Here is a 21,057-nt window from a genome sequence, read left to right on the forward strand (position 1 = left end):
TTTTTTATCATTTATCTTTAAATACATAGGAGGTTTTATTATGCCACTAATTACATCAACACAAATGTTTAAGAATGCACATGAGGGACAATATGCAATTGGTGCATTCAATGTAAATAATATGGAAATTATTCAAGGAATTGTAGAAGCTGCAAAGATAGAAAAGTCCCCTCTTATTCTTCAAGTTTCTGCTGGAGCAAGAAAATATGCTAATTCTATTTATCTTAAAAAACTTGTTGAAGCAGCTATTGAGGATAGTGGACTTGATATTGTCCTACACCTTGATCATGGTGAAAGCTTTGAAATCTGTAAAGCATGTATCGATGATGGATTTACTTCAGTAATGATTGATGGATCTAAATACCCATTCGAAGAAAACATAGCTCTTACAAAAAAGGTCGTAGAATATGCTCATGCAAAAGGTGTTGTAGTAGAAGCCGAACTTGGGAAACTTGCAGGAATTGAAGATGCTGTAAATGTTAAGACCAAAGATGCCACATTTACAGACCCTAAGGAAGCAGTAGAATTTGTAGAAAGAACCGGTGTAGACTCCCTTGCTATTGCTATAGGTACAAGTCACGGTGCATACAAATTCAAAGGAGAGCCTCGATTAGATTTTGAAAGACTAGAAACCATTACAAAGCTTCTTCCAAATACACCATTAGTTCTACATGGTGCCTCTACAGTTCTTCCAGAATTTGTGAAACACTGTAATGAATATGGTGGAGAAATTCCTGGAGCTCAAGGTGTTCCTGAAGATATGATCAGAAAAGCAGCAAAACTTGGTGTATGTAAAGTAAATATTGATACAGACTTAAGACTAGCCATGACTGCTGCTGTTAGAAAATTCTTAGTAGAAAATCCTTCTGTATTTGATCCTAGAAAATATTTGGGCCCTGCAAGAGAGGGTATTCAAAAAATGGTTCAACATAAAATCAAGAATGTTTTAGGTTCAAGCAACAAATTAAGATAACAAATAGCCAGGACATCCTGGCTATTTCTATCTTTGTATAAAGAATTTTTTTATAAGGAGTGCTTACAATGAAAACAGCTGCAATTGGCATCGTTATTAAAAATAATGAAGTTCTTTTAGTAAAAAGAAGATGGCACCCTATGGTTTGGGCACCACCAGGAGGATTTTTAGATCCAGGAGAAACCCAAGTAGAAACTGTACTCCGTGAAGTATGGGAAGAAACAGGCGTACAATGTAAAGCCCTAGAAAAAGTTTATGACTTTGTTTATGATAATGGATACGGTAAATCCCATATTCATGTATATGCTTGTGAATATATTTCAGGAGATCTTCAATGTAGCTTTGAAAGCAGTGAGGTAAAATGGTTTCCTATTGAACATCTTCCTCATCCAATTTCTCCTGAAAAACCAATTTTTCAAAAAGCAATTGAGATTTTAAACAATAAAAAGCTGGCATAACATTTGCCAGCTTTTCTCTTTAAAGTTTTTCAGGTTCAGGGTATTCTTCTCCGAATAAATCAACAGTTACTTTTTTCATTTTTTGTTCTTCTGATGGTTGATCTTGAAAATTTGTTCTAACAGCTGCAATACGGTCTACTTCTTCTATACCTTCTATAATTTTTCCAAAAGCCGCATATTGTCCATCAAGATGTGGAGAATCTGCATGCATAAGAAAAAACTGTGAACCCGCTGAATTTGGTTGTGCAGCTCTTGCCATTGAAATAACACCTTTTGTATGCTTTAAATCATTTTTGAAACCATTCATACTAAATTCACCTTTAATAGAATATCCCGGTCCTCCAATTCCCATACCCTTTGGACATCCCCCTTGTATCATAAAACCTGCTATGACTCTATGGAAAATTAATCCATCATAAAAACCTTTTTGTACTAAAGATATAAAGTTATTTACCGTATTTGGTGCTACATCAGGATACAACTCTATCTTGATTTCATTGCCATTTTCCATTTCAATGGTTACAATAGGATTTTTCATATTCAATCTCCCTTTCTTTTTTTATTACCCTCTATTACTTTTTACTACATTTTGGTTATCTATGCAAGATAAGTTTTTTCTCGTAACATAAACTTAACACAGATTCTCTTTACACCCGTATATAATAAATAGTATTATATTGATAATCTCTTATATCCATACATATATATAATATATGAAAAAGCAAATCTAAATATTGAGGAAAATACTTATCTAAGGAGGAATTCTATATGGTCAATGGTCTTAAGATCAGGGAATTACGCTTAAAGAAAGGATATACCTCACGGGATTTGGCAAATCTCAGTAAATTATCTAAAAGTTATGTTGAAGAATTAGAAAGAGGAGATAAAATTAATCCAAGTTTTTCTACAGTTGAAAAGTTAGCAGATGCATTAAATGTACTTATAGATGATTTGCGCTGTTCTGTAGAATATGTATAAATAAGTATTTAAATCATAACAGTAGTCAATTTAAGACTGCTGTTATTTTTCATTGATATCTTTCTTTATATAAAGACACTATTCCTAGAAAAATCATACTGCCCATGAACCAAACAATGATCTTTGTTGCAATATCATAAAAAAATCCTAAAGGAAGCATCTGAATCAATAGATCTGTTTTAGGATTTAACAACCACAAATCATTATCAAAAAAAATTTTATGAAAGTAAGTAAAATATTTATAAAAATTAATTTGCACCAATACAAAAATAAATATCATACATCCTAAAGATAAAATACTTGCACCCTTTAAACTTTTATAAATATCTCTATCTATTTTTTCTGATGTTTTTATTAAAAGAATCAAAGAAATCACCAGAAAAGATATCCCAATTTTTTGTAAAAGATACCCTTTTTGAAATAACTTCTTCACATCCATCATATGCAATTTTTCACGCTCTCCAAAGGCTTCAGTATTTTTTTCATTTATTTTTATAAAAATTTTTATATTATTATCCTCATCTTTTAAATAATGAATCATTTTATCTGCAATTCTATCTAATTCTTTTTGCTCTATTTTTGTATTTTCAGCTATATGATATTTTTCAAATTCTTTTAAATAAAAATCTTTATCAAACGCATATGCTTGAAAAATCATTAATAATAATACTATTGGTAAGAAAATAATCATCACGCCTTGACTGATTTTACAAACATAATTAATCTTTTTCACTCTATATTCTCCATTCTTGTAATTTTATTCTTATTTATCTATTTATAACCAAATATGCAAAGAGTTATAATTTTTTTGTTTGATTCGTTGAATATTTATATAAATCCAAAATAAATTTATAAAAAGCATATCATTCACAACAGCTATAACATAAAATATTATAGAATAAGAAGAAAGGAGCAAGGATAATGGCAAAGTATACAAAGGACATAGCCACTTTATTAGCATCAGAAACTTTTTGCAAATTTGCCAATACTGATGTCATTAAAATTGCTGAGCTCAATGCTGCCCTTACATTACTCATCAAAGCCAATATTGACTTTGATTTACAATTTACATCTGGTACAAGAAGAAACTCTCCTCAAGTTATCCTTGTAATAAGCATCACTCCTTGTTCAGATATTACCTTCACTATAGAGTTAGGACCATGTTAAATCTTAATATACCGTTATAAAAATCCAATATTATTCTATCAAAATTTCCAAACATAAAATTTATGGACAACCACTAAAAAATTAATTATCCACATGAAAATAAAAATTGCCGGAATATCTCCGGCATTATTCTTTAAAAATCCTTATTTTTCAGTTTTTCAGCTCTTTTATTTGCACGATTTAATAGGGACTTCTTATTTACAATCATTCTTTCATGAGTTCCTCTGCCAATTGTGCCTATTTCATCAAATGCTACCATTTCTAAAAGTATTTTGTTTCCATCATAGCTTTTAATCGTAACCTTAACACTAACCGTTTGCCCTAATACTGTAGGTTTTTCATGTATTGTTTCTGTTCTCTTTCCTATTGTTATGAAGCCTTCTGGAAGTTTTTCATCTATTAATTTTACTGAAGCTGCAATCATTAAAGCCACTAATCTTGGTGTTGCAAACAATTTTTCTAATTTACCACTTCCATAGTTTAGTGCTGTATCTTCATGGGTAACTTTTCTTTGAATAGTTAAACTATCATTCACTTCAACTTTAGGAGCCTTGATCATCTTATCGCCACCTTTCGTTTTACGTGATTACCATAATATATTTTAATAATACCCTATACTATTATATTTATTCAAAAATTTTTTAAATAGTTCTTCCATTTTTTCTTAGCATAAATGTAAATGTTTTTACATCTAATGGAGGACTATAGTAATACCCCTGTGCTTCATTGCATTTTTTGTTGATTAAAAAATTTTCTTGATCTATGGTCTCAATGCCTTCAGCATTTATTTTAAGATTTAAATTCTTACCCAATTCAATAATAATATTTGCAATTGAACCATCATCTTTATCTGGAATATCTTTTATAAAAGATCGATCAATTTTCAATTTATCAACAGGTAAATCCTTAAGATAACTAAGAGAACTATATCCTGTACCAAAATCATCAATGGCTATTTTTACCCCCATTTTTTGAAGTTCATAGAGAAACCCAATTACTTGCTCCTTATTGTCAATAAACAACCGTTCTGTTACTTCAAGTTCTAAAAACTTAGGAGGGAGCTTTGTCTCATTTAAAATCAACTGTACTTTCTTTACAAAATCTTTTTCATAAAATTGTCTAGGAGATAAGTTTACTGCCACAATCAAATCTTTATATCCCATATCATGCCATTTTTTATTTTGTTCACAGGCCCTTTTTAAAACCCATTCTCCCATATCAACAATCAACCCTGTTTCTTCAACTAAAGGAATAAATGTATTGGGCATAACCTTTCCAAAGATAGGACTGTCCCATCGAATAAGGGCTTCCATTCCTATCCATTTTTTCGTATGAAGATTAATTTGAGGCTGATAATATAAAAGTAATTCATTGTTTTCTATCCCATGGCGAAATGCTGTAATCATCTTATTTCTTTCTTCTGCGCGCTTATTCATTTTCACATCATAAAATTGATAATTCCCTTTTCCCTTCTCCTTTGCATGCACTAATGCAGATGAAGCAAACCTTACTATTTCTGATGGTTCTATACTATCAACTGGATATAAACTAATTCCAATACTTGCAGTAATAAATATTTCTTCACCATATACTTTATACCCAGCCTCTATGGTATTCATAATCTCTTCTGCTCTTATAGCAATTTCTTCAACAGCACCAATATGATTATAAAGGATTGCAAATTCATCACCATTCATTCTTGCTACAATTCCATTCCCTTTTGCAATTGATTTCAATCGATTAGACACCATTTTCAGTACTTCATTTCCTCCTTCATGCCCAAGAACTTCATTGATATTTCTAAAATTATCTAATCCCATGATCATGACAATTCCAGAAATATCCTCTTCTTCTCTATCTTGAATAAATTCTTTTAATACATTTAAAAACAACTTTTCCTTTGGTAAATTCGTCAAAGGATCATAGTCTTTTAAATATTGAATTTGCCTCTCTTTTTTTTCTCTCTCTGCAATTTCATTTTTAAGTATTTTATTTTGCCTATGTAACTGCTGGAAAGTCGATTTAATTTCTCCAATCATATTTCTAATGGCACAAGCTAAATTTCCAATTTCATCATCAGACTCTACATCTACTTTCACATCATAATTTTTATTCATTATTTCTATAGTAGCTAATTCAAGCTTTTTTAATCCTTCCGTCATTCTTTCAGTCATTATATAAATGAATCCACTTAGCCCAATAATAGTCAATAAAGCAATAAAAATTTGCTTACCTACAATTAAATTTCTGCTATGATTAATCTTATTTCTAGCACTTATCATTGAAGAAAAAAATTCTTCTTTAGGCATAACAAACCCTAAAGTCCATATTTCTTCATAAAAACCTTTATCTTTATTCCATGTATTAAGGGGTTTTAAATTCTTTTGGACAACCATATACTCTTTCTTATCAATACGAATTTGCTCCTTAGTAATTTCCGTTCCCTTTGGCAAACAAATATTTTGAATATCTTCATATATACTTTCATTTAAAAAACGTTCCATTGGATTAAAACCAATGCCTGTATCTCCTTTTTTTATTGCATCCTCTGTTACCTTTAGTCCTAATATCTTAGCTCCTTCATCATTAATAGCAATTACATTTCTATTTGATTGGATAATATAAGCAAATCCTGTATTTGCTAATTTTATCTTTTTTATATAATTAATAATATCTTCTAATGCAACATCTATGCTAATAGAACCTCTAAATTTATTCCTTTCTTTATTCCATATAGGATGATTCATAGTCATTATGATCTTTCCTGTACCACCATCTTGAATGGGCGCTTTTATAATTGCTAAAGAAGATAAATCTTTAATAGATTTTAAACCTTCCTTTATTTCTTTTTCCCACCCTCCAACCAATCCTGGATTAAAAGCTTCCCAATTTGGATTATTGGTATGTCTAGGATAAATCTTATCTAGAGCTGTTCCAGCATCATTCCATGGTACAATTCTCATAAATGATGCATTGAGTCCCCCTGAAAAATAGACCCATTGCTTATCAGCTCCATACTTGTAGACAGAAGGCATTAACAAATCCAAAAGAACAGATTGATCAATTTGTTCTTTTATATGAGGCTTTATATGATTTTTATCATCTAATAAATAGCGTTGTACCAACACAACTGCTGGTTCACTTGAGCTATTTTGATACCATCTTCCTTGAAATTTTAAATGATCTTTAAAAAAAGGCTGTTGGCACATTTTTTTGATTACTGGTGAAAATTCTTCTTCATGATCTATAGTTTTCTGAAATATATCTGCAAGCATAGCCTGCTCCTCAAAATAATTTTGTATTTGAGACTCTACTAATTTTCCAGTAATATGAATATAATTATCTAAATACTCATTCGTCACAGCATTTAATCCCTTATTCATTTCATCTGTTGCATCCTGAAAAAGCATTTGAACACCATGATATGAAACAATTACCGTTAAAAAAAGTCCAATAAAAACACTAAAAAAAGCAACTAAACCTATCTTAAATTGATATTTATTTAAAATCTTCCCTTTTTCCCTTAGAAGACGGTTTTTTCCCATATCATTCCTTATCAAGGATTTCCCTCCTCTACTCCTTTTGATTTATCTTAAAATTCAATCTATTCGCCCTTGTTTATGCATATTCTCGATTTCCAATTATTTCTCCTTCTATTTTCCTAAATTTATTAAAACCACTGCCCTTATAGACAGTGGTTTATAATTTACTTCAGATTCAATCTGATGTCTTCTCTTATTTTTCTTAATTCTTTAAATTGATAAAAGAATAATATTTTTTGTTCTGCTACCGTATCTCCTTTTGGTTTATTCTCTACTACGAATTGCATAAAGCTTTCTGCAATATCTTCTTCTATGTTGGTTGATGCATAATCAGAAACATATTCATTTTTATGCTTTTCATAAAAATCAATCAATGCTTGATTTTCTCCATATTCATCTACTTCTGATTGATCTGCTTTTTCCCACTCTTTATAAATACCCTTCCAGAATTGATTGTAGAATTGATTTAAATAAGATTCCTTTTTTGTTGTTCCTTCCTCCGTTGTATATGTAGGGCTATTTTCATTTCTTTCCTTCATCATTTGGCTATCATTTAAAGTTAAAATATGACCAAATTCATGAATTAATGTTTTATCAAATTCCTTAACAAGTTTTCCTTCTTTTCCAATTGCATCTTTTATATCTACAGCTAATCTCCATATTTTGTTGCTTTCGTCTGGTGAATTTACATGAGCAAATACCTCTTCTTTTCCATCTGTGTTGATCTCAAAGTTTATTATTCTTTCTAAATAAGACTGTGGAATGATCTTTTTTACTCTTTCCCATATCATCTTATGTTTCTTAATATCTTCTTTTGACAAATCCTTTATTGTATGGTTATTAATAGGTTTATAATTTATTTGACCATTCTTCACATCATAAAGGGCAATCAAAATATTTTTGTTTTCTACATGATCTAAAAGCTCATCTAAATCATATCCTAATGGGTTTAATATTTCTTCAACCTGATTCCAAAGCTTTTCAATCTTTTCTTCAGTTGCTTTTTTATTATTCTCCTCTAATGTTTCTAAATGCTCATTTAGCTTTTCAATCTCTCCATAAACCTTATTGATTTTATTAAAATCTTCTTCTTTCAACTTATTTTTAATAGATTCTGCAAAGCCAAAGAAATCTTTGAAGGGTACTGCAATACCAGCGTCTCTTAAGGTATCATCAAATTGATCCCAAAGCTGGTCTGCTTCATCATAATTTTCTTCTTTTTCCTTTTCTACTATTTTTTCATATAATGCTTTTAGTTCCTTTGCATCTACAGCTTTTAATAAATTTATATCCTCCCCTAAGTACTCTTCAAAGTTAGGCATTTCATATTCTTCAGCTTCTTCTATGCTCTGATTTTCTTGATTTTTATATGCAGTGTGCTGAATTTGCTTCGTATTGGTCCATATTCCTATGGAAAAAATAAATATGGCTACTACAATAGACAACATTATTAATTTACTTTTATTTTTCATTCTTTCTCCCCCTCTATCCTAACTATTTTTTCTCTAGCAATTCTTCTATAATCTTTTTAAACGTTTCATAATCACTACCCCCAGGTATAAATTTTTTCATTATTTCTCCTTTATTATTTACAAACAATGTCACAGGAACATAATCAAAACGATTAACAATTTGATTTTCTAAAACTTCATCTGGAATAATATTGGTATAAGAGATTTCCTTTGTAATATTTTTTGCTTCCTCTACTGCTTTATCTGATACAATTCCAACTACTTTTACCTTTTTATCTTTTAATTCCTTTTGAAGTTTATCTAATTCTGGCATTTCTTCAACACATGGTCCACAGAATGTTCCCCAAATATTTACTACCGTCATATTATTTTCTGAAAAAATATCGTTGGTTACTTCATTGCCCTCTAAATCTTTTGCTTTAAATTCCTTTACTATTTGTCCTTCTAAAGGATTTTTCTCTTCTACACTTTCTTCAACACTTGCTACCTCACTAGTAACATCTTTCTTTTCCCCACACCCTGTTAAACTTACTACTAACAAAATACTTACCAATAATAAAATTATTTTTTTCATATGCATTCTCTCCTTTTTTCATTTTATTGATGCTTTTATTATATTTCCTTAAAATAAATTAAAGCTTAATCCAATCTTAAATTTATCTTAAAAACCTAAAAAACAATATTTTTATGATAAAATCTTATAGAATACTATTTAGGGGAAAGGAGTACATACATGCCAATTAATATTTTAATCACAGAAGACAATGAAGATATTAACAATCTTCTTTCTTTACATCTAACCAAAGAAGGATATACGGTTTTTCAAGCCTTTGATGGCTTAGAAGGATTACAATTATTTAATAAGGAAGAAATAGATTTAATGATTTTAGACGTAATGATGCCAAAAATAGATGGATTTAATTTGCTTACTAAAATCAGAGAAACCAGTGAAATTCCTGTAATCCTGCTTACTGCTAGAAGTGAAGATGCTGACAAAGTATTAGGATTAGGCTTAGGGGCAGATGATTATGTGGTAAAACCCTTTAGTGTCATTGAAATTATATCTAGAGTACAAGCCCAATTAAGACGATACATAAAATATTCAAGTAAAGAATCTAAAGACATTCTAACCAATGGTTCTATTTCTTTAGATCTAACAAACTATATAGTAAAGAAAAAAGATATTTTGATCAATCTTAATCCAAAAGAGTTTAAATTATTATCTGTATTTATGAAACATCTGGGCAGTATTTATACCAAAGAACAATTATATGAAATAGTCTGGGAAGAATTGTATCATGGAGATAGCAATACGATTATGGTTCACATGAGCCATCTAAGAGAAAAGATAGAAGATGATCCTAAAAATCCAAAATATTTAAAAACCATCAGAGGAATAGGGTATAGAATGGAAAAAGTCAATGAATAAATTAAAAAACAAACTCAATTTATTTCATAGTAACAGCATCTCCAAACAATTCTTAATCAATTATAGCTTTTTATTTGTTTTACTTCTTGTAATTATTGGTTTTACTTTTATCGCTAATTACTTATATGTAAATTCCATGTATATCACTTCTGAGATTGATATCGAACGTGTTTATAAAAATACATTGGACCACGGAATGAAAAAAGCATTTGAATTAGAATATCTTCCCGAAAATGCTTATTTAGAATATATAGATGATCATTTAACCGTACTTTCAGCCTATAATAGTTCCCATAAAATAGGTTATACCTATTCGCAAAAACATTATAATGAAATGATTTTTGATGATCCTTATGGCTTTATGGTCTATTATCCAGAGCATAAAAATGAATTTTTGTTAATTTATCTTCCTCCTGAAAAAAATTTTATCGATATCTTCATATTTACGGGAAGTTTTTTTATCATCAGCTTAATCATTGCAATCATTCTTTATGCAAAGGTAACCTCTATTCAAATTGTACAACCAATCAATCACATACTAGCAGGAGTTAAAATTATTAGTGACGGAGATTATTGTAATAAAATCAATTTTGAATCAAAAAATGAATTAGGCGTATTAAGAGATGCAATTAATCAAATGACAGGCAAAATTCAAGAAGAAATAAGTCTTAGAGAAAAATCTGAATCTAATAGAAAAAGATTAATCTTAGATATATCTCATGACCTAAAAACACCACTAACCAATATAGCTGGATATGCTCAAACCCTTTCCTCAAGTGATGATTTATCTACTGAGCAAAAGGATAATTATTTAGATATTATTCTCACTAATAGTAATCGAGCAAACAACCTTATTCAAGATTTATTTGAATTATCTCAAATGGAAATGGAAGAAAAGATTCTCATGAAAGAAGAGAAAAATTTATGTGAACTATTGAGAAGAATCTTAATCAGCTATATCCCAGAACTAGAAACAAATCATATGGCATATACCTTTGAAATTCCTGAGTTTCCAATATGGTGCCTTATTCATGAGCAAAAAATAGAAAGAGCCATTGGAAATATAATTACAAATAGCATTAAATATAGTGGAAAAAATACCACCCTTTATTTAGAAATGAAGGTTTCTAAAAATAATGCAATCATTATTATACAAGATACTGGCATTGGCATTACCAAAGAGTTTGTACCCGTTATCTTCGAGCCTTTTGTTCGTGCGGATCTTTCAAGAAATACTAAATCTGGAGGAACTGGATTGGGACTAGCTATTACTAAAAAAATTATGGAGAAACACGAGGGGCAAATATACTTAGATTCAGATTACAAAAATGGTTGTAGATTTGTTATTTCTCTTCCACTTAGTAAAACAACTTGATTAAACAAACAACCATCTTGCTATCCATGACCTTAGAGCACATTTTTTAAAATATTTTAATAAAATATTTTAAATTTCTATACTGCTCTTTGCCAAATGATGATAAAATAGTATAAAAGGAGGTATACACATGACAAAATATATTTTATTAGTAATCGTAGCATATCTAGTTGGAAGCATTCCTTTTTCTTACATTACTGCAAAATTTATAGGAAATATTGATATAAGAAAACATGGCAGTGGAAATTCTGGTGCTACGAATGTCCTTAGAACACTAGGCCCAAAAGCAGGCGCCATTGCTTTTATACTAGACTTCCTAAAGGGATTTATTCTTGCCCTTATTGGAGAAAAATTATTAGGCAGTCAAGGTGGAGCTATTGCTTCTACTTTTGTAGTCATTGGTCACTGTTATCCCTTTTCTCTAGGTTTTAAAGGCGGCAAAGGGGTTGCTACTGCTGGTGGAACAATTTTTGCTCTATATCCCCTTATAGGCGTTATATTGTTGATTATCCATTTTTCTATTACAGGACTTACAAGAATGGTTTCTTTAGCTTCTATTACTGTAGCTGCTTCATTTCCAATTTTGTGTTTTATTTTTAAAGAGCCTATACCCTTTATACTATATGCTTTATGTTTAGGTTCCTTTGTTATTTACAAACATAAAGCAAATATAAAAAGATTATTGGCTGGAACTGAATCAAAAATACATTTTAAAAAATAAAGAAAATTCTTTGTCCCCTCAAAGAATTTTCTTTTTTTATTAGCTCTCATTTTCTATAATTTTATATTTTCTTGCTTTTGATGCTACCGTCTTATGTGTAATCCCTAATGCGTTTCCTGCTGCATTAAAACTTCCAAAAGTGTTTAATGCCATTTTTATTATTTCCTTTTCATATTCTTCTAATGTTGCTAAAGCACCCTTTTTATTCATATTGATTAAGCCAGTAGATTCTTGATCTCTAGCATACATTTTATAAATATTAGATATATTTCTTGGTATATGTTCAACATCTATAAGAGGCTCATCTGCTAGGGCAATGATTCTTTCCACCGTGTTTTGAAGTTCTCTTATATTTCCAGGCCATTTATATGCAGCCAAACATGCTTCAGCTTCTTTTGTCAACTTTACAGGATCTACTTCCATATTTTTTGAAATCTTTTTTATAAAGTATTCAATCAATAAAGGAACATCCATCTTTCTCTCCCTAAGAGGAGGTAAATATATAGGAATTACATTTAATCGATAATATAAATCTTCTCGGAATTTCCCCTCATCCATCATGTGTTCTAAATTTTTGTTTGTAGCTGCAATAATTCGAATATCCACATGAATGACTTCATTTCCACCAATTCTTTCAAATTCTTTCTCTTGTAATATCCTTAGGAGTTTCACTTGCATTTCCATAGGCAAATCTCCTATTTCATCTAAAAATACGGTGCCATGATTGGCTCTTTCAAATTTTCCAATTTTTCTTTTTAAAGCCCCTGTAAAAGCCCCTTGCTCATGACCAAACAGCTCTGACTCTAATAACTCAGATGGAATAGCGCCACAGTTTATGGCAACAAAAGGCCCTGCCTCTCTTTGGCTGTTTTCATGAATAGCTTTAGCTACTAACTCTTTTCCCGTTCCACTTTCTCCTCTGATCAAAACCGTTGATAAAATTTTTGAAGCTTTTTGAGCTCTTAAAAGGGCTTTTTTTATAGAGGGACTATTACCAATAATCTTTCCAAAGGGCTTATCAAGCTCAAAATCCCATTGATTAAAAGAAGTAGGAAGTTCCAATATATTGGTTTTCTCGTCTTTTGTATCATCTTTTCTATAGATAGCAATAACTCCTTTAAACTGATTCCCTTCATACAATGGAGAAACAGATCCTTCAATTTCCATTGATCCTTTACAAAGACGGATTTTCCCTTTTAAATTTTTCTTTTTACGAAAGGCATTTAAAATAAGTTCATCATTTTTAGTTGCAAAAATACTTTTTCCTTCCTGCAAAAATCCATTTACATGAAATATTTTTTCATAAGCCCTATTCATATATTCTATATTTCCAAACTCATTAATAATGCACACACCATCTACAAAATAATCAAATAAATGAGAATAACTGATATCCTCTTTTTTTACACTTTTTCTTTGATTAACAGAAGAAAAATTTGCTATTCTCACTTGCATCCCCCCATATCCATATTTTTTCACTGTATTTTTTCCATGGTTTTTGTGGCAACTACATCTATACCTGTTCCTAATATATTATGAATAATCACATCACCTATTTTAACTGGTGCTTCCACTTCAACACCATTGATGATTTCCATACATTTAAAAATCAGTTCTTTGGGAACAGGTTTATTTGTTTTTACTGAAAGCCTTTTTAAAAATCCATTTTTTATTTTTACAGTAGTAGGAATCACTCGAGTAGGATTTGTCATCTCCTTTACCCCATAAGCTTCTCCTCTTTTGCAGGTATTTCCTGTAACCTTATAACCATCTTCCTCTTTACTTACGGTAAGTCTGCAGCCCATTGGACAAACAATACAAATAATTTCTTTTTTATCCATCCTATTCACCTGCCTTTACAACATCCACAGATATTTCCCTAATATTTTTCTCTTTAAATAACCTTGAAGGTATGCTTATTCTTTCCATTTCTCCTGGTGCCATATGTCTTTTATTCATTTCTTTTATTATCTTTCCATCCCCTTTAACGATCAATTTACCGTTTCTATAAACATCCTTCACCCTCATGAGTAAGTCCAATGTATTTTCAATATTAGATGGTCTGATAACTTGGGGAACGATATAAGCAATCCCATTTCCTGCAAGCGTTTTCACGGTGTCTACAGAATCTTTTAATTGATTCTTTATAAACTTGGCTGCACTTTTTCCTGCTTTCTGACTTTCTTTTGTAACCCAATCTACAAGATCATGTACATGAACAACATTCCCGCATGCAAAAATACCTTTTACAGTGGTCTCCATAGATTCATTAACCATTGGTCCACCTGTTACAGGAGCTAACTTCACATGAGCACTCTTTGATAATTCATTTTCTGGAATCAATCCTACTGACAAAAGTAATGTGTCACAAGTATATTCTTTTTCTGTTCCTGAAATTATTTTTTTCTTATGATCTACCTCAGCAATCACAACAGCTTCTACTCTATCCTTTCCCTTGATCTGTGTAACTGTATGATTAAGGAGAAGTGGAATATTATAATCATCTAAGCATTGTACAATATTTCTTGTAAGCCCACTTGAAAATGGCATTAATTCAGCTACAGCTAACACTTTAGCACCTTCTAATGTAAGTCTTCTTGCCATGATAAGACCTATATCTCCTGATCCTAATATGACTACTTTCTTTCCTACCATATATCCTTCCATATTTATATATCTTTGAGCGGTCCCTGCAGTAAATACTCCAGCAGGTCTTGTTCCTGGTATAGCAATTGCCCCTCTCGTTCTTTCTCTGCATCCCATAGCCAAAATAATTGCTTTTGCTTTTATTTTCATAAATCCGTCCTTTGTATTCATAACACTTAATTCTCTATTTTCATCAATATCTAATACCATTGTGTCTAACTTATATTCTATGTCCATCTCCTTTAATTCATTAATGAAACGATCTGCATATTCAGGGCCTGTTAATTCTTCTTTAAAGACATGGAGGCCAAACCCATTATGAATACATTGCTGCAAAATTCCTCCCAATTCTCGATCTCTGTCAACTACCAAAATATTTTTTACCCCATTTTTCTTAGCTTCTATAGCTGCAGCAAGACCTGCAGGACCACCGCCAATCACAACAATATCATAGTTTAACATATAATCACCTCCTACTTTCTTCATCACGAGAAGACGCCACTAAATCTTTTGCTTTCTCATATTCACTGGTTTCTTTTGTATAACCTGTAAGCATATATGAATTCGTTCCTTCTTTTACAATATCTTTCATATCTTTTCCTAATTCTCTAGCTAAAATTTCAATTACTCTCGGTCCACAAAATCCCCCTTGACATCTTCCAGCTCCTGGCCTTGCTCTTCTTTTAACACCATTTACCGTTCTAGCTCCAGCATTTCTATTAATGACATCTACAATTTCTCCTTCAGTGATTTTTTCACATCTACAAATAATTCTTCCGTATCTCGGATCTTTTTTGATTATTTCTATCTTTTCGTCATCACTTAATTCAGCAAATCGAATTTTTTTTCTTCTCTTTGGATTAAAATCTTTTCTTTCTTCAAGATCTCCTACCATATTTTTTACTAATTCAACTACATAGCTTGCAATAGCTGGTGAAGAAGAAAGTCCTGGAGATTTTATACCTGCAACATTAATAAATCCTTTTACCTCTTTAGATTCTTCAATAATGAAATCTCCTGTACTCGGTTCAGCTCTTAAACCTGCAAAAGTAGTTATATTATTCTTTAATGCTATTTTACTGCAACTTTTCATTACCCTTTCTTTTATAAATGAAAGACCTTCTCTTGTAGTTTCTCTAGCTTCCTTATCATCTAAATCCTGTGCATCAGGTCCAATGATAATATTTCCATCAACAGTAGGACTCATTAATACTCCCTTTCCTAGTTTTGTAGGACATTGAAAAATCGTTCTTTTAACAAGACCGCCTTCACTTTTATCTAATAAATAATATTGTCCTCTTCTAGGTGTAATCTTAAAATGACTATCTGCTACCATATTATAAATATCATCTGAATAAAGCCCTGCACAGTTTATTACATATTTTGTATCTATTTCATTTTCATTTGTATAAATTCTATATCCACCTTCATTTTTTTCTATTCTTTTTACCTTATTGTTTAAAAGCAATTCTGCTCCATTATCTAATGCATTTTCTGCTAATGCTATTGCTAACTCAAAGGGTCCTATAATTCCTGCTGTAGGTGCATACAAAGCTCCTACAATATGATCATTTAAATTAGGCTCCATTTCTTTTACTTTTTTTGCATCAATGATCTCCATATTGGGTACCCCTATTTTTACTCCATTTTCATAAAGATCTTGAATCGTCTTTAAATCTTCCTCATTAAAAGCAACTACTAATGATCCAATCCTTTTAAAAGGTACATCAAGTTCTTCACATACCTTGTCAAACATAGCATTTCCTAAAACATTGAATTTTGCTTTATTACTTCCTGCCTTTGCATCATATCCTGCATGTACAATTGCGCTATTTGCCTTTGTTGTACCATTTGCCACATCATTATCCTTTTCTAAGATAACAATCCGTAATTTATATCTAGATAGTTCCCTTGCAATAAAAGTACCTACTACACCAGCCCCTATGACGGCTACATCATACATTTATATCCCTCCTAAAGCCATATATGAAAAACCGTACGAAACTAACCTACGTTCCCATAGGTTAAATTCGTACGGCTCTCCAAGTCTCCGGCCTTCAATATAAAGTTCTCTTACTATACTATATGCATGACTTTTAAAAATGTTCCTTTTATTTTATTCTTTTGATGCAGCAGCTTCTTCAGCCATTTCTTTTTCTTCTGCTGCTTCCCACTTTAATGAACGATTTACTGCTTTCTTCCAACCAGCATATAATTTTTCTTTTTCTAATTCATCCATTTCTGGATTAAATGTTTTATCAATATTCCACTTCTTAGCAATCTCTTCTTTACTTTCCCAGAAACCTACTGCAAGACCTGCAAGATATGCTGCTCCAAGAGCAGTTGTTTCAATTACCTCTGGTCTTTGAACAGGTACATTTAATAGATCAGACTGGAATTGCATTAAGAAGTTATTTGCAACAGCACCACCATCAACCTTTAACTCCTTAAGATCAATACTTGAATCTTCCTGCATTGCTTCTAATACATCTCTTGTCTGATATGCAATAGATTCAAGGGTAGCACGAATAATATGATTTCTGTTTGCTCCTCTAGTAAGACCTACAATAGTCCCCCTTGCATACATATCCCAATAAGGTGCTCCAAGACCAACAAATGCAGGTACTACATATACACCATTTGTATCCTTAACTTGTGTAGCAAAATATTCACTATCCTTTGCATGATCAATTAATCTTAACTCATCTCTAAGCCACTGAATAGATGCACCTGCAACAAAGATACTTCCTTCAAGAGCATATTCAACTACACCATCTGCTCCCCAAGCAATCGTTGTAAGTAGTCCATTCTTAGATGGAATCATATCTTTCCCTGTATTCATGAGCATAAAGCAGCCTGTTCCATATGTATTTTTTGCCATACCTGGAGTAAAGCAAGCCTGACCGAATAATGCTGCTTGTTGATCTCCTGCAGCTCCAGCGATAGGAATCTGTGCTCCACCAAAAGTTTTTGGATCAGTATATCCATAAACATCACTAGATGGTTTTACTTCCGGAAGCATAGAACTAGGTATATCTAATTCTTTTAAAATATTCTCATCCCATTTAAGGTCTTTAATATTATATAATAAAGTTCTTGATGCATTTGAATAATCTGTTACATGTACTTTTCCTCTTGTCAAATTCCAAATAAGCCATGTATCCATAGTACCAAATAATAAATCTCCTTTTTCAGCCTTCTCTCTTGCTCCTTCAACATGATCTAAAATCCACTTAACCTTCGTCCCTGAAAAATATGCGTCCACTACAAGTCCTGTATTTTCACGAATATATTCTTCAAGACCTCTTGCTTTTAAATCATCACAAATGCTTGCTGTTTGGCGAGATTGCCATACAATTGCATTATAAACAGGTTTTCCAGTAAATTTGTCCCATACTACAGTGGTTTCTCTTTGATTCGTAATACCAATTGCTGCTATTTCATCTGGTTTTACACCAGCAATTTCTAATACTTCTCTAGCTACACCACTTTGTGTTCCCCATATTTCCATGGCATCATGTTCAACCCAGCCAGGCTTTGGATATATTTGTGTAAACTCTTTTTGAGCAACCTTTACAATCTTTCCATCATGATCAAATAATATTGCTCTTGAGCTTGTTGTTCCTTGATCTAAAGCTAATATGTATTTTTTATCCATCATCTTTCCCCCTTTGAATTATGTAAAACCTTCTATACCAAAAATATGAAATATGCTATAAAGAATGATTCCTATTTTTAAACTCTAGGGCTTAAAAGCCCTAGAGATTAAATTTAAAGACATGAGAGTATAAATCCACCTATTGTTCCTCCAATAATTGCGAAAACTCCGTTTGTTAATCCTTTTCCAACGTGATCCCCTGCTGCTGCAGATGCTACAAACAATCCAAATGCTCCTGCCCAAGCCTGATCTATCCAGGCAGTTCCTGATTGGAAAATAAACCCTACCCCATGGGTTAAGCTCCATGTAGTCCCAACAACAAATGCTGCAAACATCCATCCTGCTATAGAACCCCACTCGTCAACCATTTTCCCTACACATAATCGAAGTAAGAAAGGAAAAATGAATGCTCCTGCAAAAGTTGTTACCATATGAGGAAATGTCATATATTTACCTCCTTTCAAATACTTTTTTATGCTGCTGATTCTTCTTTCTCTTTTTTCTCAGCTAAATACACTTCTATTTTGTAAGCTGTCAAACCACCAACGATTGCTCCAACAATCACAACGCCTAATGTTGGTAATGAAGAAATACCTGCATCCACACCATGTCTAAATACATCTCTCATGGTTCCACATACACCAATTCCAAGGGCCATATCTATCCATGCCCCATCATTGTTATGAACACCTAGAAAATGATTCAAGAACCACATAATTCCAATAATAGCCAATCCTGCAAACCATCCACCAGCTATTCCATATGCATCTGAAAATGCTCCCCAAACACTCATAACAAACATCCCTGCGATAGCAGTTCCACAAATTGTACCTATATGTTTCATTCTTTCACCTCCTTTTTTTTATTTAACTTCTCATTATCTTATATAAGCAAATATCATGCCAAATGCATTTTTCTTAATTTTCTTGAAATTTCACAGATCACCCTACTCCTATTTGGTATTTTTTACCAACGTCATTGTTTTTTGAAATCCGAATTGGTAAAAAATATCAAGTCTTACCCATACCCTATTTCTTCTTTACTTATACAAATTTTCATATTCATCACCCCACCTGGATGAATATAATATTATGTATATTTAATCAAAATGCCATCTCTAAAAAAACTTCTATGAAATTCATAGTTTATATTAATAATTCTATGGCAATATTCTATTTCCTTCCTTTTTATGTATATTTTTACCATTGTCTTTTTATTAATGAATTTTTTAAAATTTTCATAAAAAAAACTTTCCTCATCATAATAAGGAAAGTTAAAACTTTATCAGATCTATAACTTAGCCAATAATTTCATAAGCAATGGTCGATGAATCTCAACAGCTTGTACTGGACATAATTCCTGACAGCAAAAACATCGTATACATTCGTCTAAATTTACTATAGGTTTTTTATTGACCATTTCTATCACACGGGGTGGACAATTTTTTGCACAATCACTACAGCCTATACATTTATCATGGATAAATACTGGTTTTGGTTGCAGTAGTCCATTTAAAATATCTCTTAAAAACTTAGGAATTTTCCCTTCTAATAAATCCAAGCTTCTTATTTCAGGGACAATAAAATCATTCAATATAAAATTCTTTATATCATCACCTTTTAGTTCTATATCTTCAAAATTACCTTTGCATAATTCTCTCTCTACGCACCTTTCAATAGTTGGTACTTTAGTAGGTTCTATTCCAACAATCGTTGTGGCTGCTACATCTAAATGATATGGACTAGTAGACCCAATCACAACCCCTATGTCTCTGGGATCTCCTCCACTAGGGCCTGCCCCTTCCATTCCAACTATACCATCCATAAATGATAAAATAGGCTTAGAAACTAAACAAATATCTACTAAAGCATTTGAAAAATCAATATTATTTGGCATACGCACATGATATTCTGCTTTTTCTAGTCCTGCAACAATTCCAAACATATTTTTTACTGCTCCAGTAAACAACATCATTCCATGGGTTTTTAACTTAGATACAGATATAACTTTATCTACTTCTTTTAATACTTCAATAGCTGTTATTTTTTTTAAGATTAATCCATCATTATTGCTAATTTCTACTGAATTCGTATTATAATTTAATACGACTGGCAAATCTTTTGCAAATTCCTCATAACCGCAAACCTTGTAAATTCCTTTTAATATTTTAGCGTTAAATGGCCCCCCTGGACTATCTCCTATAATTACTTTTGCACCATATTCTATTAACTCTTCTGCTAAAGCTTTAACAAAATTGGGATGTGTCGTAGTAGCTTCTTCAGGTCTTTTTTTCATAAGTAAATTTACTTTTAGAAGAACAGATTCCCCTTTGCTTATATATTTTTCAATACCTCCCAAATTGTCAAAGGTTTTTTTAATACATGCTCTTACTTTGTTGTATTCATAATCTTTACATTCTATTAAAGAAACAATCTCCATTTTCTACCTCCACCTAAATATGATTATTCATCCATACAACTTCTAATCAGCTATGGTTATATTGATTATATCAAGAATTTATCAATTTACAAGACTCCCACTTCTATAAGTAGGAAATTAAAATTTTCTCCTTCAGGTGGAGTAGCGTCTCCACCTGAAGTTTCTATGTTTTGCTTTAAGGAAACAAGTTCACTCTAAG

21 protein-coding genes are annotated in these 21,057 nt (G+C 31.5%); 7 read left to right on the forward strand and 14 right to left on the reverse strand.

Annotation, left to right across the window (positions count from 1 at the left end; genetic code table 11):
- Window positions 1–40 precede the first annotated feature (40 nt).
- A complete protein-coding gene (gene fba / locus K7H06_RS11350) occupies window positions 41–973 on the forward strand; it encodes a class II fructose-1,6-bisphosphate aldolase (protein ID WP_223036163.1) in 933 nt (310 codons plus the stop codon).
- Between the two features lie 68 nt (window positions 974–1,041).
- Entirely contained in the window at window positions 1,042–1,431 is a 390-nt protein-coding gene (locus K7H06_RS11355; RefSeq protein ID WP_223036164.1) for an NUDIX hydrolase, read from the forward strand.
- Window positions 1,432–1,450: 19 nt separating this feature from the next.
- On the opposite strand, the gene K7H06_RS11360 is transcribed toward K7H06_RS11355, so the two are convergent.
- Window positions 1,451–1,969, reverse strand: coding sequence for a peptidylprolyl isomerase (locus K7H06_RS11360; protein ID WP_223036165.1), 519 nt, complete (start codon window positions 1,967–1,969; stop codon window positions 1,451–1,453).
- 230 nt (window positions 1,970–2,199) lie between these two features.
- Here K7H06_RS11360 and K7H06_RS11365 point away from each other — a divergent pair, with 230 nt between their 5' ends.
- Entirely contained in the window at window positions 2,200–2,409 is a 210-nt protein-coding gene (locus K7H06_RS11365) for a helix-turn-helix domain-containing protein (protein WP_223036166.1), read from the forward strand.
- 49 nt (window positions 2,410–2,458) lie between these two features.
- On the opposite strand, the gene K7H06_RS11370 is transcribed toward K7H06_RS11365, so the two are convergent.
- Window positions 2,459–3,142, reverse strand: a complete 684-nt coding sequence (locus K7H06_RS11370) for a TIGR01906 family membrane protein (protein ID WP_223036167.1) — start codon at window positions 3,140–3,142, stop codon at window positions 2,459–2,461.
- 188 nt (window positions 3,143–3,330) lie between these two features.
- Here K7H06_RS11370 and K7H06_RS11375 point away from each other — a divergent pair, with 188 nt between their 5' ends.
- Window positions 3,331–3,576 (forward strand): hypothetical protein, encoded by a 246-nt coding sequence (locus K7H06_RS11375; RefSeq protein WP_223036168.1) that lies wholly within the window; start codon window positions 3,331–3,333, stop codon window positions 3,574–3,576.
- A gap of 133 nt (window positions 3,577–3,709) precedes the next feature.
- Here K7H06_RS11375 and K7H06_RS11380 read toward each other — a convergent pair whose 3' ends face one another.
- From K7H06_RS11380 to K7H06_RS11395, 4 genes are all read right to left on the reverse strand, one after another.
- Window positions 3,710–4,135: a thioesterase family protein gene (locus tag K7H06_RS11380; protein ID WP_223036169.1), complete on the reverse strand. Its 426-nt coding sequence runs from the start codon at window positions 4,133–4,135 to the stop codon at window positions 3,710–3,712.
- 82 nt (window positions 4,136–4,217) lie between these two features.
- Entirely contained in the window at window positions 4,218–7,136 is a 2,919-nt protein-coding gene (locus K7H06_RS11385; protein WP_223036170.1) for an EAL domain-containing protein, read from the reverse strand.
- A gap of 146 nt (window positions 7,137–7,282) precedes the next feature.
- Window positions 7,283–8,590 (reverse strand): hypothetical protein, encoded by a 1,308-nt coding sequence (locus K7H06_RS11390; RefSeq protein WP_223036171.1) that lies wholly within the window; start codon window positions 8,588–8,590, stop codon window positions 7,283–7,285.
- Between the two features lie 22 nt (window positions 8,591–8,612).
- Window positions 8,613–9,164: a TlpA family protein disulfide reductase gene (locus K7H06_RS11395; protein WP_223036172.1), complete on the reverse strand. Its 552-nt coding sequence runs from the start codon at window positions 9,162–9,164 to the stop codon at window positions 8,613–8,615.
- A gap of 165 nt (window positions 9,165–9,329) precedes the next feature.
- Here K7H06_RS11395 and K7H06_RS11400 point away from each other — a divergent pair, with 165 nt between their 5' ends.
- The 3 genes from K7H06_RS11400 (at window position 9,330) to plsY (ending at window position 12,115) form a co-directional block, all read left to right on the forward strand.
- Window positions 9,330–10,019, forward strand: a complete 690-nt coding sequence (locus tag K7H06_RS11400; RefSeq protein ID WP_223040011.1) for a response regulator transcription factor — start codon at window positions 9,330–9,332, stop codon at window positions 10,017–10,019.
- Window positions 10,012–11,394, forward strand: coding sequence for a sensor histidine kinase (locus K7H06_RS11405; protein WP_223036173.1), 1,383 nt, complete (start codon window positions 10,012–10,014; stop codon window positions 11,392–11,394). Before K7H06_RS11400 ends, K7H06_RS11405 begins: the two co-directional genes overlap by 8 nt.
- A 130-nt stretch (window positions 11,395–11,524) precedes the next feature.
- Window positions 11,525–12,115: a glycerol-3-phosphate 1-O-acyltransferase PlsY gene (gene plsY / locus K7H06_RS11410; RefSeq protein WP_223036174.1), complete on the forward strand. Its 591-nt coding sequence runs from the start codon at window positions 11,525–11,527 to the stop codon at window positions 12,113–12,115.
- A 39-nt stretch (window positions 12,116–12,154) separates the two neighbouring features.
- Here the strand turns inward: plsY and K7H06_RS11415 are convergent, their stop codons facing one another.
- The 8 genes from K7H06_RS11415 to K7H06_RS11450 all read right to left on the reverse strand — a co-directional run bounded on the left by K7H06_RS11415 (window position 12,155) and on the right by K7H06_RS11450 (window position 20,858).
- Window positions 12,155–13,564, reverse strand: coding sequence for a sigma-54 interaction domain-containing protein (locus tag K7H06_RS11415; RefSeq protein WP_223036175.1), 1,410 nt, complete (start codon window positions 13,562–13,564; stop codon window positions 12,155–12,157).
- A 26-nt stretch (window positions 13,565–13,590) separates the two neighbouring features.
- Entirely contained in the window at window positions 13,591–13,956 is a 366-nt protein-coding gene (locus K7H06_RS11420) for a DUF1667 domain-containing protein (RefSeq protein WP_223036176.1), read from the reverse strand.
- A gap of 1 nt (window position 13,957) precedes the next feature.
- Window positions 13,958–15,223, reverse strand: coding sequence for an NAD(P)/FAD-dependent oxidoreductase (locus tag K7H06_RS11425; protein WP_223036177.1), 1,266 nt, complete (start codon window positions 15,221–15,223; stop codon window positions 13,958–13,960).
- Between the two features lie 4 nt (window positions 15,224–15,227).
- Window positions 15,228–16,724, reverse strand: a complete 1,497-nt coding sequence (locus tag K7H06_RS11430) for an NAD(P)/FAD-dependent oxidoreductase (RefSeq protein ID WP_223036178.1) — start codon at window positions 16,722–16,724, stop codon at window positions 15,228–15,230.
- A gap of 153 nt (window positions 16,725–16,877) precedes the next feature.
- Window positions 16,878–18,419, reverse strand: a complete 1,542-nt coding sequence (gene glpK / locus K7H06_RS11435; RefSeq protein ID WP_223036179.1) for a glycerol kinase GlpK — start codon at window positions 18,417–18,419, stop codon at window positions 16,878–16,880.
- Window positions 18,420–18,532: 113 nt separating this feature from the next.
- On the reverse strand, window positions 18,533–18,865 hold the full coding sequence (locus K7H06_RS11440) for a Lin0368 family putative glycerol transporter subunit (RefSeq protein WP_223036180.1): 333 nt from the start codon (window positions 18,863–18,865) through the stop codon (window positions 18,533–18,535).
- A gap of 26 nt (window positions 18,866–18,891) precedes the next feature.
- Window positions 18,892–19,263 (reverse strand): Lin0368 family putative glycerol transporter subunit, encoded by a 372-nt coding sequence (locus tag K7H06_RS11445; RefSeq protein WP_223036181.1) that lies wholly within the window; start codon window positions 19,261–19,263, stop codon window positions 18,892–18,894.
- Window positions 19,264–19,709: 446 nt separating this feature from the next.
- A complete protein-coding gene (locus K7H06_RS11450) occupies window positions 19,710–20,858 on the reverse strand; it encodes a DUF362 domain-containing protein (protein WP_223036182.1) in 1,149 nt (382 codons plus the stop codon).
- Window positions 20,859–21,057 lie beyond the last annotated feature (199 nt).

The organism is Crassaminicella profunda, from assembly GCF_019884785.1.
Classification (GTDB): domain Bacteria; phylum Bacillota; class Clostridia; order Peptostreptococcales; family Thermotaleaceae; genus Crassaminicella; species Crassaminicella profunda.

What these genes read in the sequence shown, in the direction of transcription:
- fba (WP_223036163.1), top strand. Translation starts at nt 41, where the DNA reads ATGCCACTAATTACATCAACACAAATGTTTAAGAATGCACATGAGGGA.
- K7H06_RS11355 (WP_223036164.1), top strand. Translation starts at nt 1,042, where the DNA reads ATGAAAACAGCTGCAATTGGCATCGTTATTAAAAATAATGAAGTTCTT.
- K7H06_RS11360 (WP_223036165.1), bottom strand. Translation starts at nt 1,969, where the DNA reads ATGAAAAATCCTATTGTAACCATTGAAATGGAAAATGGCAATGAAATC.
- K7H06_RS11365 (WP_223036166.1), top strand. Translation starts at nt 2,200, where the DNA reads ATGGTCAATGGTCTTAAGATCAGGGAATTACGCTTAAAGAAAGGATAT.
- K7H06_RS11375 (WP_223036168.1), top strand. Translation starts at nt 3,331, where the DNA reads ATGGCAAAGTATACAAAGGACATAGCCACTTTATTAGCATCAGAAACT.
- K7H06_RS11380 (WP_223036169.1), bottom strand. Translation starts at nt 4,135, where the DNA reads ATGATCAAGGCTCCTAAAGTTGAAGTGAATGATAGTTTAACTATTCAA.
- K7H06_RS11390 (WP_223036171.1), bottom strand. Translation starts at nt 8,590, where the DNA reads ATGAAAAATAAAAGTAAATTAATAATGTTGTCTATTGTAGTAGCCATA.
- K7H06_RS11395 (WP_223036172.1), bottom strand. Translation starts at nt 9,164, where the DNA reads ATGAAAAAAATAATTTTATTATTGGTAAGTATTTTGTTAGTAGTAAGT.
- K7H06_RS11405 (WP_223036173.1), top strand. Translation starts at nt 10,012, where the DNA reads ATGAATAAATTAAAAAACAAACTCAATTTATTTCATAGTAACAGCATC.
- plsY (WP_223036174.1), top strand. Translation starts at nt 11,525, where the DNA reads ATGACAAAATATATTTTATTAGTAATCGTAGCATATCTAGTTGGAAGC.
- K7H06_RS11420 (WP_223036176.1), bottom strand. Translation starts at nt 13,956, where the DNA reads ATGGATAAAAAAGAAATTATTTGTATTGTTTGTCCAATGGGCTGCAGA.
- K7H06_RS11425 (WP_223036177.1), bottom strand. Translation starts at nt 15,223, where the DNA reads ATGTTAAACTATGATATTGTTGTGATTGGCGGTGGTCCTGCAGGTCTT.
- K7H06_RS11430 (WP_223036178.1), bottom strand. Translation starts at nt 16,724, where the DNA reads ATGTATGATGTAGCCGTCATAGGGGCTGGTGTAGTAGGTACTTTTATT.
- glpK (WP_223036179.1), bottom strand. Translation starts at nt 18,419, where the DNA reads ATGGATAAAAAATACATATTAGCTTTAGATCAAGGAACAACAAGCTCA.
- K7H06_RS11440 (WP_223036180.1), bottom strand. Translation starts at nt 18,865, where the DNA reads ATGACATTTCCTCATATGGTAACAACTTTTGCAGGAGCATTCATTTTT.
- K7H06_RS11445 (WP_223036181.1), bottom strand. Translation starts at nt 19,263, where the DNA reads ATGAAACATATAGGTACAATTTGTGGAACTGCTATCGCAGGGATGTTT.
- K7H06_RS11450 (WP_223036182.1), bottom strand. Translation starts at nt 20,858, where the DNA reads ATGGAGATTGTTTCTTTAATAGAATGTAAAGATTATGAATACAACAAA.